Source organism: Streptomyces noursei ATCC 11455 (assembly GCF_001704275.1).
Classification (GTDB): Bacteria; Actinomycetota; Actinomycetes; order Streptomycetales; family Streptomycetaceae; genus Streptomyces; species Streptomyces noursei.
Genome location: NZ_CP011533.1, coordinates 5,334,191 through 5,346,639, shown reverse-complemented (window position 1 = coordinate 5,346,639; position 12,449 = coordinate 5,334,191). Strand labels below are relative to the sequence as shown.

The window sequence follows — 12,449 nt, the reverse complement described above, 5'->3', positions numbered from 1 at the left end:
CGCGATGCGCGCAGAGCGCTCCCCGCGCGGAACCACCGCCGGGACCGAATCCATGACCGTCCGTGATGCCATGAACACAAGCCTGCCACCCGCCACCGACACTCCCCCCGACCCCAGCGCCGACCTGCTGCTGCCCGTCCCCGACGACGACGGGGCCCCGTTCTGGGAGTACGCGGCCCGCGGCGAACTCCGCGTGCAGACCTGCTCCGACTGCGACGAACCGCGCTTCCCGCCCCGCCCCTGCTGCCCGCACTGCCAGTCGTTCGCCGCCCACTGGCAGCGGATGAGCGGCCGCGGCCGGATCTGGTCCTACGTCCTGCCGCACCCGCCGCTGCTGCCCGCCTACGCCGCCCAGGCCCCCTACAACGCGATCATCGTGGAGCTCACCGAGGCCCCGCGGATCCGGCTGGTCGGCAACCTCGTCGCCGCCCCCGACGCCGCCCTGAACTCCGTGGACCCGGCCCGGCTGCGCATCGGCGCCCCGGTGAAGGCGGTCTTCCACGCCCTGCCCGGCGGGCCGACCGTCCCCCGCTGGGTCCTGGAGCGGCCGTGACGTCCCCCGGGGTCCGCACCGAGACCGACGACGGGGTCGCCCTGGTCACCCTGGACCGCCCCGACCGCCACAACGCCCTCGACCTGGCCACCGCCGCCGAACTTGCCGGCCTGTGGCGGGAGTTCCGCTTCGACGACACCGTGCGGGCGGCGGTGCTCACCGGCGCCGGCGGTCGCGCCTTCTGCACCGGCCTCGACCGCTCGGCCGACGTGCCCCAGCCGTCCTCCCCGTACTCCCTCGACGACCCGCTGCTCCGGATCGGCCCGAAGGCCAACGACCTGTGGAAACCGGTGCTCGCCGCGGTCGAGGGGATGGCCTGCGGCGGCGCCTTCTACCTGCTGGGCGAGGCGGAGTTCATCATCGCCGCCGACGACGCCACCTTCTTCGACCCGCACACCACCTACGGGATGGTCAGCGCCTACGAGTCCATCCTCATGGCCCAGCGGATGCCCTACGGGGAGATCGCCCGGCTCGCCCTGATGGGCACCGCGGAGCGGCTCGGCGCCCGGCGCGCCCACGACATCGGACTGGTCTCCGAGCTGACCCCGCCCGGCGCCGCGGCCGAGACCGCGGTGCGCCGCGCCGCGGTCCTGGCCGCGCAGCCCACCGAGGCCGTCCAGGGCACCGTCCGCGCCCTGTGGGCCGCCAAGGAGGCGACCCGGGCGCAGGCGCTGGCGCACGCCCCGCAGCTGATCTCGCTCGGCAACCTGCCGCCGGACCGCCAGGCCGCGCTGTTCACCACCCGCCCCCGGGGCACCGGGGCCGCCCCGCCGCCCGTCAGGTGACCGCCGCCCACCGGGCGCGGCACCGCCGGGCCCGGGTCACATCTTGGACTTGGTGGCCCGGGTGATCTGGCAGGTGTACCAGAACGCCTGCCAGGAGGACTGGTTCAGCGTGTACTTGGCGGTGTAGGTCTCGGTGGCGCCGGGCGCCACCACGACGCTGCGCTGGTGCTCCCCGTAGGTGGAGCCGTCGGCCGGCTTGTCCTTCATCCAGTCGATGCGCATGTCGTAGGAGAACGTGCTGGTCGTCGACGGGTTGGTGATGGAGACCGTGTAGGTGAACTGGCGCAGCGAGGAGGAGAAGTCGCAGCCGCTGCCCCGGACGTCGGACCGCCCGTCGGGGTTGTAGGTCTCCTGCGTCGGGGACGGCGAGTAGGTGTCGTAGCTGGGCGTGTACGACGGCGTCGGGTGGTACGGGTCGTAACTGGCGGAGGGCGACGCCGTCGCCCAGTCCGGCGGCGGCACATTGATCTTGGGCCGGCCGAACGCGCAGCCGGCGAGCGCGGCGAGCGAGACCGCCGCCAGCCCGGTCGCGACGCCCGCCCTGATCCCCTTCCGGACGCGGTCCCCGGTGCCTCCGGCGGGCCTGCCCGTGCGCGTGCGCTGCTCCATGTCCTTCGACCATCCCCCGTTGCTGCGTCCTAGACGCGCCACCCCCAGGGTTGACGCGTGCACGGCACCCTAGCAAGGGCCGGGGACGGTCCGTACGGGGCCCTCGGCGGAGTCGGGCCGCATCCGGCCGAGCTTGTCTAGCGGGGGCAGACGGGCAGGCGTAGCGTCGGTCACGAGGCCGACAGGACGAGTCGAAGCGAGGCGACGCCGGTGGTGCGCAACGTTCTCGGCTCCCTGATCGCCCTCGTCGGAGCGACGGCCGCCGTCTGGAGCCCCTTCCGTCCCTGGTACGACGGCCGTCACGGCAGCGACGTCCGGATCGAGGACCTCTTCAACGGCCTCACGGACAACGGCGCCACGCTCTTCGGCTCCCTGGTGCTGCCGATGGTCTTCGCCGGGCTGCTGACGCTGGTCGGCGTGGCGCTGCGCTCCCGCCTGCTCGTCACCCTCGCCGGGCTGGTGGTCCTGGGCTTCACCGTCCTGTGGATGGTCCGCCAGGGCCAGCACGCGGGCGAACTCACCGCCGGCACGCACGGGCTGGGCGTCGGCGTCGCCAACGCCCTGGGCGGCGGCGCCCTGCTGATCCTGGGCGCCCTGGTGATGCGCGGGCGCACCCGCCGGGTCCCCGCGCACGAGGACGAATACGACGAGTACCGCGACGCGTACGACGACGGGCACCCGTCCTCGTACACCCCGCACCGGCCGCCGCCCGCCCCCTGGGACCCGGGCCCCCCGCCCACCCAGGAGCGGCACCCGGAACCGTACGGACCCGCGCCCGGCGCCCCCGGCCCGACCGGGCCGCACAGGCCGACGCCGCCCGTGGAGTGGGGCCGGGACCAGCCGCAGCCGGGCCCGGAGCACGGCGAGGACGACCGCCCGACCTGGCCGGGCGGACCGCAACCGCCGCCGAACGACCACGGGCCGACCGGACCGGGCCGGCCCTAGAGTCGTCCGACGGCCCGGCCTACGGGCGCCGGGCCAGGCCCGTCCCCTTGGCGGCGTCCAGCGCGTACACGCAGCGGTCCTTGCTGCAGGCGTAGACCACGCCGCCGACCGCCACCGGCGAACCGGTGATCTCCCCGCCGGTGGCCAGCTTCCAGCGCAGCTGACCGCCCATCGCGTCGAGGGTGTACAGGCAGTGGTCGGCCGACCCGAAGTGCACCCGCCCCTCGGCGACGACCGGGGAGCCCACGACCTCGGCGCCCGCCTGGAAGCGCCAGCGCGGGGTGCCGGTGACCGCGTCGAGGGTGTAGAGCGCCTTGCCGCTGCCCAGATGGACCGCGCCGTGCGCGACCAGCACCGGCTCGGAGGACTGGCGGGCCTCGGTGGCGATCCGCCAGCGGTCCCGGCCGTCCGCCGCGTCGAGGGCGTAGACCGTGCCGAGGTAGTCGGCGAGGTAGAGGCCGCCGCCGGTGACCGCGGGGCCGGGCGCGAAGGCGGGCGGGCTCAGGAAGGCCGCGGGCGCCTCGAAGTGCCAGCGCACGTCGCCGCGGGCGGCGTCCAGCGCCAGCACCCGGGTGCCGGCGACCACGTACACCACGCCGTCCGGCGCGGGCAGCAGCCGGACCGGGACACCGCCGCAGGACGCCGCGTCGCCCACCGGGTACGACCAACGCTCGGCGCCGGTGCGCGCGTCCAGCGCCTTCAGCCGGGCCTCGGCCCAGACGTAGACCGTGCCGTCCTGCTGCACGGGCGCCGCGTCGGGGTTCTCGAAGTCGGTCTGGGCGCCGGTGAGGTCCCACAGCAGCTCGCCGGTGGTGGCGTCCCGTGCCTGGACGCCGCCGCCCCGGGTGCTGGTGACGACGGTGCCGCGGTCGGCGGTCAGCGCATAGACCCAGCCCTCGCTGCTCAACCGCCAGCGCTCGCTGCCGTCGTCGGCGTCCAGTGCGTAGAGGGTGGGCCCGTCGGAGGCGTGGATCCGGCCGTCGGCGACCGCCATCGCCCAGGCGACGTCGCGGGTCTTGAACTTCCGCCGCCCGCTGGCCACATCGAGGGCGTGCACCTCGAACGACGTGACGTAGAGCAGCTCGCCGGAGACCACCGGGGTGCCCCAGACGTCGTTCGACATCCGGAACCGCCAGGGGCGCCAACGGCCCGGGTCGGCGGACGGGGCCTCCACCGGGGCGACCGGGGCGGCCGGTGCGGCCTCGCCCTGGCCGCTGCCGGTGGGCGCGCCCTGCTGCGGCACACCGGCCGCCGGGGCGCCGGCCGGCGGCCGGACCCAGTTCGTCGCGGCGGCCGCGGCGCGCTGCTGGGGGGCGTCGGCGGCGCGCGGCCCGGGCCCTATCGGGGCGTGCGAACCACCGAGCCGCACGGGACCGCCGGCGCCCTCGGGAGCCGGCGGAGCGGACGGCGGGGCGGCGGCGGCCACCGGGGCCGGGGCGCCGCGCGGGTCGGCGCGGTGCGCACCGGGGCCGGCGCCGATCCGGCCGGGCCAGCCCTCGGCGGCCGGCCGGCCGCTCTCAGCCCGCTGCGGCACGGGCTGCGGCGGGGCCTGCGGCATCGGCGGCGCGGCCACGGGTTCCTGACGGCCGGCGTCGCGGGGCGCGGCGGCCGGCCTCGGGGTGCTCTGGGCGACGGCGCCCCGGCCGCCGCCGCGCCGCCGCTCGATGAGCGCCACGGCACCGGGCGGCAGCCAGGCCGAGGCCGTGCCGCTGTCGTCGCTGCCGGAGCTGAACAGGTGCGGCGCCAACTGGGACTGCAGGTCGGCCGGGGACGGCCGGTGGGCCGCCTCCATCTGCATACAGGAATCCATCAGCGGCCGGAGGTCGTCCGGCAGCCCGGCCAGGTCGGGGCCCTCCCGGAGCAGCATGAAGACCGTCTCGACGGGGTTGGCACCGTGGAACGGCGCGTGCCCGGTGGCGGCGAAGACCAGGGTGGAGCCGAGCGAGAAGATGTCGCTGGCGCCGGTGACGCTGCGGGAGTCGCGGGCCTGCTCCGGCGACATGTAGGCCGGGGTGCCGACCGCCACGTTGGTCATCGTCAGCCGGGTGTTGGACACCCCGGAGGCGATGCCGAAGTCGATCACCCGGGGGCCGTCCTCGACCACCAGGACGTTCGACGGCTTCAGGTCGCGGTGGACGAGCCCGGCGCCGTGGATGGACTGCAGCGCCTCGGCGATCCCGGCGGCCAGCCAGCGCACCGCCTGGACCGGCAGCGGACCGCACTCATTGACTATCTCCTCCAGGGAGGGCGCGGGGACGTACGCCGTCGCCAGCCAGGGCACCGCGGCCCTCGGGTCGGCGTCGACCACGGCCGCGGTGTAGAAGCCGCTGACCGCGCGGGCCGCCTCTACCTCGCGGGTGAACCGGACCCGGAACAGCTGGTCCTCGGCGAGTTCGGAACGGACCGTCTTGATCGCCACGCGCCGGCCGGACGCCGACCGCGCCAGATAGACCAGGCCCATGCCGCCGGCCCCGAGACGGCCGAGCACCTCGAACGGGCCGATCCGCCGGGGATCGTGCTGCGTCAGCTGCTCCACCACTTGCCTGCCACCTCCCCGTGGGGCATAAAACGAGACTCTCAATAGCCACGAGCCGCCGAGAGCCACTGCCCCGGGCAGCGTCTCACCGCCTGGCCGAAACGGCCGTACGCACCCTGATTCTTCCTGGCCGGGCCGGCGGTTGCGAACCCGGGGCCTGTCGGCCGTGTCACGACTCACCCCCTGCGATACGCAACAAGGCCATTACCCGGCGTATTCCACCCCGCCCTGACGTGCGTCGATACGTCCGGGGACGGGCGATTGCCGACGGGTTACCGGCCGGTTGCGGGCCGTCTAAGAGCAGCCTGCGCGGAATTTCCGCCGCCCATCGCCCCATCCGGACGGACGGATTCCGCGAGCGCGGGTCGACGACAGGGCCTCCGCCGGCCCGTCGACACCCGGTGGACACCCGGACCCACGACCGGTCCGCCGTGGCCGAAATCGTTCCATTTCCCCGCCCATATCCGTACGCATGCCTTCCCCCGCGGCCCGCCGTGCGTCAATGGATCAATTCTGCGCCGCCCACGGCCATTTCGCGGCCAGGACACCACGCGTGGCGGGCGGATTCCCGTCTCGTCCCCGACGGGCGCCCGCGACCCCCGCCGCCACCCGTTGTCCACCAAAGTTGTCCACAGGCTGTTGATAACAACATTCACTGGATCGGACCAATGACCGCGCACCCGGCTCCGGCCACGATCCGACCCGCCACCAGGGCGACAACGGGCGCCCGACGGCCCGAACTCCCCGGTCCCCATTTGCAGGCAGCCAAATCGCGCTCCGATCACCCCTCGGTAAGCTGACGGCATGACAGGACAAGTTCGAACCGTCGACGGCAGAGTTGCCGGCCGCCGCGGACAGGCGACGCGGCAAAAGCTTCTCGACTGCCTCAGTGAAATGCTCAGTTCGTCCCCCTATCGGGACGTCAAAGTCATCGATGTGGCCCGAAAAGCGGGCACTTCACCCGCGACGTTCTATCAGTACTTCCCGGATGTGGAAGGCGCGGTCCTCGAAATCGCCGAAGAGATGGCGAAAGAGGGCGCAAGCCTGACCGATCTGGTCGCCGAGCGTTCCTGGGTGGGCAAGTCCGGATGGCAGGCCGCCGAGGAACTGGTCGACGGCTTCCTCTCCTTCTGGCGCAAGCACGACGCGATCCTGCGCGTCGTCGACCTGGGCGCCGCCGAGGGCGACAAGCGGTTCTACAAGCTCCGCATGAAGATCCTCAACGCGGTCACCAACTCCCTTACGGAGTCGATCCAGGAGCTCCAGGCCAAGAACAAGGTCGACAAGGACGTGAGCGCGGCGGCCATGGCCGGCTCCATCGTCGCGATGCTGGCGGCGGTCGCCGGCCACCAGAAGGGCTTCCAGAGCTGGGGCGTCAAGCAGGCCGAGCTCAAGCCCAACCTGGCACTGCTGGTGCACTTCGGCATCACCGGCAAGAAGCCCACCAAGTAGCGGGCCTCCCCGCGTCCGGCCCACGAGTCCGCGTCGGGCCGCCGCGCCACCGGGAACGCCGTACGCCTACGGCCGCATCGCCGGTGCCGCCGAGCCGGGAGCGCTGAGCCGCAGCGTCGCGCCTCGGCCTCCACTCTGCCGCCGGGGAAGCCGGAGCTTCCCCCATGTCCCGCTGTCTCCGGGACAGTTCGCCCTCCGTCCGGTGTCCGTCCTGCCATAGCTGTACCGCACACACAGCGGGTGCCGACCGCCCCCAGGGGCCGTGACGGCACCCGCTGCGCGTGCGCAACCGCCGGCCACCGCACCGTCAGCGCCGGTCCGACCGATCCCTCCGGTCCAGCCGGAACAGCCGGATCTCCCGTTCCACCCGGGCCTGATAGGCCGCGTACGGCGGCCAGAACGCGACCGCCGCGCGCCAGGCCCGTTCGCGCTCCTCCCCCGTCAGCAACCGGGCCCGCACCGGAATGTCCCGGCCCCGCCAACTCACCTCCGCCTCCGGGTTCTTCATCAGGTTCCCGGTCCAGGCCGGATGCCCGGGCCGGCCGAAGTTGCTGCCGATCAGCAGCCAGCCGCCGTCGTCCTGCGGCATGCAGGCCAGCGGGGTGCGCCGCGGCCGCCCGGTGCGGGCACCGGTCGCGGTCAGCACGACACCGGGCAGCAGCCGGGTGCTGAGCAGTGTCCTTCCGCCGGACAGCCGGTGCACGGCGCGGTCCAGCGCGGGGACGACGTGCGGCGCGACCCGTGCGAACGCCCGGGTCGAGGAGATCTTCTGCACCAGCCGTGCGCGACCGGCCATCAGGCGCCGACCGCCGCGCGCACCGCCGGGCCGACGAGGGCGCCCGCATCCGCCCCGTCCCCGTCCCCGGACGCGAACAGCCCGGCCTGCTCGGCCGCCCGGGCCCGCAGCCGGTGCACCGGCCCCAGCAGCAACTCGTCACAGGCCGCCCGCTTGAAGTAGAGGTGCGCCGCGTGCTCCCAAGTGAAGCCGATGCCGCCGTGCAGCTGCACCGCCTCGGCGGCCACCGCGCGCAGCGCCTCCAGCGCCTGCGCCAGCGCCAGCGCGCCCACCCCGGGCTCGGTGACGGCGCGCCCGCCGCCCGCCGCCCAGGCCGCGTAGTACGCCGCCGAACGCGCCGCCTGCACCGCCACGTACAGGTCGGCGAGCCGGTGCTGCACTGCCTGGAAAGAGCCGATCGGCCGGCCGAACTGGGTGCGCTCCTTGACGTGGCCGACCGTACGGGACAGCGCCGCGTCGGCCGCGCCGACCGCCTCGGCCGCCAGGCACGCGGCGGCCGTCGCCCCGGTGGCGGCCAGCGCCGCGGCCACCGCGTCCGTCGCACCGTCACCCCCCGAGGGGTCCTCGCCCAGCAACTCGGCCGCCACGTCCCGGAGTTCGATGCGGGCCTGCGGCCGGGTCTCGTCCATCGCGGTCTGCCGGGTGCGCAGCAGTCCGGGCGTCTCGGCGCCGTCCGGCCCCTTGGCCCGCACGGTGAAGAGCAGGGTGCGGCTGCGCGCGAAGCCGCCGGCGTGCGCGGCGACCACCAGCACGTCCGCGGTGTGCCCGCCCAGGACCTGCTCGGCCTCCCCGTAGAGGCGCCAGCCGCCGCCGGCCCGTGGCTCGCCCCCGCCCTTCGGCGGCAGCGCCCCGTGCTCCTGTGACCACCGTGCCTGGATCCCGCCGGCCCGGCCGCCGCCGGCCCAGTCGCCTTCGTTGGGCCCGGTCAGCGCCAGCGCGGTGCCCAGTCGCCCGCCCGGCACGACGAGCGCGGCGGTCGACTCCCCGGCCGCGAGGGCGGGCAGCAGCTCGGCGCGCCGGCGCTCCCCGCCCAGCGCCAGGATCAGCGGGGCGGCGAGCACCGCGGTGCCGATCAGCGGCGCCGGGAGGACGGTGCGGCCGGTCTCCTCGCAGGCCAGGGCGAGTTCGGTGGGGCCGCAGCCGGCCCCGCCGTACGCCGCGGGCAGGGCCAGGCCGGGCAGTCCGAGCTGTTCGGCGAGCCGCCGCCACAGCGCCTCGTCGTAGCCCGCCGGGGTGCGGACCGCCGCCCTGACCTCGTCCGGGCCGCAGCGCTTGTCCAGCAGTGTGCGCAGGGTGCGGCGGATCTCGTCCTGCTCCTCGGTGAACGCGGCATCCATCGGCGGGCTCCTCCCGGCCGTGCGGCGACACCCGTCCGCCCGGACGGGGTCCGAATCTGACGGCCCGTCATAGTAGGGAGGAGGGGCGAACTTTCCTAGGGCGAAGCGCCGGAGACTCCCCCTGCCCACCCCAACGGATCTGATGTACCGTCAGATTCATGTCGCTGACGTCAGGGACCCCCGCCGGACAACGCAAGGTCGCCGTCGCCGGAGTCGCACTCTCCGACTGCGGGCGGGTGGACGAGGCCACCCCGTACGCCCTGCACGCCCAGGCCGCCCGCCGGGCCCTCGTCGACTCCGGGCTCGACCGGTCGGTGATCGACGGCTTCGCCTCGGCCGGCCTCGGCACCCTCGCCCCCGTCGAGGTCGCGGAATACCTGGGGCTGCGCCCCACCTGGGTGGACTCCACCGCGGTCGGCGGGGCCACCTGGGAGGTGATGGCCGCGCACGCCGCCGACGCGATCGCGGCCGGGCACGCGAACGCCGTCCTCCTGGTCTACGGCTCCACCGCCCGCGCCGACATCAAGGCCGGGCGCCGCACCGCCAACCTCTCCTTCGGCGCCCGCGGCCCGCTCCAGTTCGAAGTCCCCTACGGGCACAGCCTGATCGCCAAGTACGCCATGGCCGCGCGCCGCCATCAGCACCAGTACGGGACCACCCTGGAACAGCTGGCCCAGGTAGCCGTCCAGGCGCGCGCCAACGCGGCCGGCAACCCGGACGCCATGTACCGCGAGCCGATCACCGTGGACGAGGTGCTGTCCGGGCCGATGATCGCCGACCCGTTCACCAAACTGCACTGCTGCATCCGCTCCGACGGCGGCTGCGCGGTGCTGCTCGTCGCCGAGGACCGCGTGCCCGACCTCGCCAAACGCCCGGTCTGGGTGCTCGGCTCGGGCACCGCCGTCTCGCACACCACGATGTCGGAGTGGGACGACTTCACCGTCTCCCCCGCCGCCGTCTCCGGCCGGCTCGCCTTCCAGCGCGCCGGCGTCCGCCCCGCCGAGATCGACCTCGCCGAGATCTACGACGCCTTCACCTACATGACCCTGGTGACGCTGGAGGACCTGGGCTTCTGCGCCAAGGGGGAGGGCGGCGCCTTCGTCGAGAAGGGGCGGCTGCTGCGGGACGGCGAACTCCCGGTCAACACCGATGGCGGCGGGCTGGCCGCCTGCCACCCCGGTATGCGGGGACTGTTCCTGCTGGTCGAGGCGGTCCGCCAACTCCGCGGCGAGGCCGGCCCGGACCGCCAGGTCCGCAAGCCGGGCGGCGCCCTGCCGCAACTGGCCGTCGCCTCCGGCACCGGCGGCTGGTTCTGCTCGTCGGGGACGGTGGTGCTGGGGGCGGGGTAGCGCGGGCCCGCATCCGCTTGCGCACGCGGCACGGGTGACCACCGCCGGCAGTTCGGCCTAGATCCTCGGCGACCGCACCGGCCGGGACGACGAGGTCATGCCCGCCTCGGGGCAGGGCACGGGCATGGCGATCACGCTCAAGGAGTACCCGGCGCCGCCGGCGCGCGGTGCCGCCGGCCGTCCCGCCGCGGCCTCCGGTCCGCGCCCCGGACACCGCGCGTACGCTGCCTGACATGCCCGATCACACGGATCACCGCAACGCCGGAACCACCCCGGAGCCCGGCACCGGGGCCGCCGACACCGAAGCCGAGGCCGCGGGCAGCACCGGGGCCGCCGGGCGCGCCGACGCCGAGGCCCGCGCCTTCCGCGAGGTGCTGCGCGGCCTGCGGGTCTGGCCGGGCGAACTGCCGTCCTTCGCCCCGGAGCAGGCACCCGCCGAGCCGCTGCCGCTCTTCCGGCAGTGGCTGCGCCAGGCCGCCGAGGCCGGCGTTCCCGAGCCGCACACCATGTCCCTGGCCACCGCGGACGCGGCCGGCGACCCGTCCGTGCGCATCGTGATGCTGCACGACGCGGACGAACGCGGCTGGCACTTCGGCACGCACCGCGGCAGCCGCAAGGGCCGCGAGCTGGCCGCCCGCCCGCGGGCGGCGCTGGCCTTCTACTGGGCGGCGGTCGGCCGTCAGGTACGGGTCCGGGGCACGGTGACCGCCGCGGGCCCGGAGGAGAGCGCGGCCGATCTGCACCACCGCTCCACGGGCGCGCTGGCCGCCGCCCTGGTGGGCCACCAGAGCGAGGTGCTCGGCTCGACCGCCGAACTGGCGCGCGCCGCGGACGCCGCCTGGGAGCACGCCCGGCGCGAACCGGACGCGCCGGTCCCGAGCTGGACGCTGTACGTGCTGCGCGCCGAGGAGGTCGAGTTCTTCCAGGGCGACCCGCACCGACGCCAGCATGTACGTCTCAACTACCGTCGCACGGAGGGTGGTTGGGAGCGGGAACTGCTCTGGCCGTGAGGCGGAAGGCACACGGCCGGACGACCACCGGCCACCGGCCACCGGCCACCGGCCATGTCTACAGCCGCTGGTACATGATGTGCAGCCCCACGTATCCCCGGGTGGGGTGGTGGAAGCCCTCGGGGATGGTGGTCATGATCTGGAAGCCGAGGGACCGCCAGAGGGCGACCGCGCCGGTGTTGCTCTCCACCACGGCGTTGAACTGCATCCCGCGATAGCCCTCGGCGCGCGCCCAGGCCAGCGCGTGCTCGCCCAGGGCCCGTCCGGTGCCGCGCCGGCGGTGCCGCGGGTCCACCATGAAGCTGGCACTGGCGATGTGGGCGGCGTTGCCCATCTGGTTGGGGTTCATCTTGGCCGAGCCGAGCACCGTCCCGGAGTCGTCGACGGCGACGACCGTACGGCCGGGCGGCGGGAGCATCCAGAGCGCGCGGGCCGCCGGCTCGTCGATGTCCGGGGGATAGGAGTAGGTCTCGCCGGCCCGCACGACGGACCGGAAGAAGGGCCAGACAGCGGGCCAGTCGGCCGCGTTCGCGTCTCGGATCAGCACCGGGAAAGCCTCCCGTGCGCATGACCCGGGCCGCCACTCTATTTGTCAGCGGCACCCGGGGCCTTCAGGCCGGCCGGAACACCGCTGTCGCGAACCCGGCGCCCTCGCCGTCCACCGCCGGACCGCCGCCGGACCGCTGCGCCGGCGCGGTGCGGAAGTGCACCGCGAGCGGCATTCCGATCCGCAGGTCCGCCTCCGCGCAGTCCGTCACCTCGGTCATCATCCGGGGCCCTTCGGCGAGTTCGACGACCGCCGCGACGTAGGGGACGCGGTCGCCGAAGGGCGGGAGGTCGTTGCGGTGCACGACGGACCAGGTGTAGAGGGTGGCGCGGCCGCCGGCCGGCTCCCAGACGACGTCCTCGCTCCAGCAGCGCGGGCAGAACTCGCGCGGATAGTGGTGCGCCGCGCCGCACCCCTCGGCCCGGCACCGGCGCAGCAGCAGCCGCCCTTCGGCCGCCGCCGCCCAGTACGGCCGGGTGAAGGCGTCCACCTCCGGCAGATCGAACCGCACCCCCATGCGTACAGCACCC

At 74.8% G+C, this 12,449-nt stretch carries 12 protein-coding genes; 6 read left to right on the top strand and 6 right to left on the bottom strand.

What is annotated here, in order from left to right; genetic code table 11:
- Positions 1–70 precede the first annotated feature (70 nt).
- A complete protein-coding gene (locus SNOUR_RS22760) occupies positions 71–553 on the top strand; it encodes a Zn-ribbon domain-containing OB-fold protein (protein ID WP_067358647.1) in 483 nt (160 codons plus the stop codon).
- On the top strand, positions 550–1,338 hold the full coding sequence (locus SNOUR_RS22755) for an enoyl-CoA hydratase/isomerase family protein (RefSeq protein WP_067350137.1): 789 nt from the start codon (positions 550–552) through the stop codon (positions 1,336–1,338). The genes SNOUR_RS22760 and SNOUR_RS22755 overlap by 4 nt, the downstream gene beginning before the upstream one ends.
- Positions 1,339–1,374: 36 nt before the next feature.
- Here SNOUR_RS22755 and SNOUR_RS22750 read toward each other — a convergent pair whose 3' ends face one another.
- Entirely contained in the window at positions 1,375–1,947 is a 573-nt protein-coding gene (locus tag SNOUR_RS22750) for a hypothetical protein (protein WP_067350134.1), read from the bottom strand.
- A gap of 210 nt (positions 1,948–2,157) precedes the next feature.
- On the opposite strand from SNOUR_RS22750, the gene SNOUR_RS22745 reads away from it, so the two are divergent.
- Complete coding sequence (locus tag SNOUR_RS22745; RefSeq protein ID WP_067350131.1) at positions 2,158–2,892, top strand: hypothetical protein; 735 nt, start codon at positions 2,158–2,160, stop codon at positions 2,890–2,892.
- A gap of 19 nt (positions 2,893–2,911) precedes the next feature.
- On the opposite strand, the gene afsK is transcribed toward SNOUR_RS22745, so the two are convergent.
- Positions 2,912–5,431: a protein serine/threonine kinase AfsK gene (gene afsK / locus SNOUR_RS22740; protein ID WP_067350129.1), complete on the bottom strand. Its 2,520-nt coding sequence runs from the start codon at positions 5,429–5,431 to the stop codon at positions 2,912–2,914.
- Between the two features lie 801 nt (positions 5,432–6,232).
- Here afsK and SNOUR_RS22735 point away from each other — a divergent pair.
- The gene (locus tag SNOUR_RS22735) at positions 6,233–6,880 is read left to right on the top strand and encodes a TetR family transcriptional regulator (protein ID WP_067350126.1); all 648 of its coding nucleotides are present in this window, start codon (positions 6,233–6,235) and stop codon (positions 6,878–6,880) included.
- Between the two features lie 307 nt (positions 6,881–7,187).
- Here SNOUR_RS22735 and SNOUR_RS22730 read toward each other — a convergent pair whose 3' ends face one another.
- Entirely contained in the window at positions 7,188–7,676 is a 489-nt protein-coding gene (locus SNOUR_RS22730; protein WP_067350123.1) for a nitroreductase family deazaflavin-dependent oxidoreductase, read from the bottom strand.
- Positions 7,676–9,013 carry an acyl-CoA dehydrogenase family protein gene (locus SNOUR_RS22725; RefSeq protein ID WP_067350120.1) on the bottom strand — a complete coding sequence of 446 codons (1,338 nt, stop codon included), beginning with the start codon at positions 9,011–9,013 and terminating at the stop codon, positions 7,676–7,678. Before SNOUR_RS22725 ends, SNOUR_RS22730 begins: the two co-directional genes overlap by 1 nt.
- A 158-nt stretch (positions 9,014–9,171) precedes the next feature.
- Between SNOUR_RS22725 and SNOUR_RS22720 the strand changes: the two genes are divergently transcribed.
- Positions 9,172–10,362, top strand: coding sequence for a thiolase C-terminal domain-containing protein (locus tag SNOUR_RS22720; protein WP_067350118.1), 1,191 nt, complete (start codon positions 9,172–9,174; stop codon positions 10,360–10,362).
- 233 nt (positions 10,363–10,595) lie between these two features.
- The gene (locus tag SNOUR_RS22715; RefSeq protein WP_079142828.1) at positions 10,596–11,372 is read left to right on the top strand and encodes a pyridoxine/pyridoxamine 5'-phosphate oxidase; all 777 of its coding nucleotides are present in this window, start codon (positions 10,596–10,598) and stop codon (positions 11,370–11,372) included.
- Between the two features lie 58 nt (positions 11,373–11,430).
- Here the strand turns inward: SNOUR_RS22715 and SNOUR_RS22710 are convergent, their stop codons facing one another.
- Positions 11,431–11,919: a GNAT family N-acetyltransferase gene (locus SNOUR_RS22710; RefSeq protein WP_067350115.1), complete on the bottom strand. Its 489-nt coding sequence runs from the start codon at positions 11,917–11,919 to the stop codon at positions 11,431–11,433.
- 64 nt (positions 11,920–11,983) lie between these two features.
- A complete protein-coding gene (locus SNOUR_RS22705; protein WP_067350113.1) occupies positions 11,984–12,436 on the bottom strand; it encodes a Zn-ribbon domain-containing OB-fold protein in 453 nt (150 codons plus the stop codon).
- Positions 12,437–12,449: the final 13 nt, after the last annotated feature.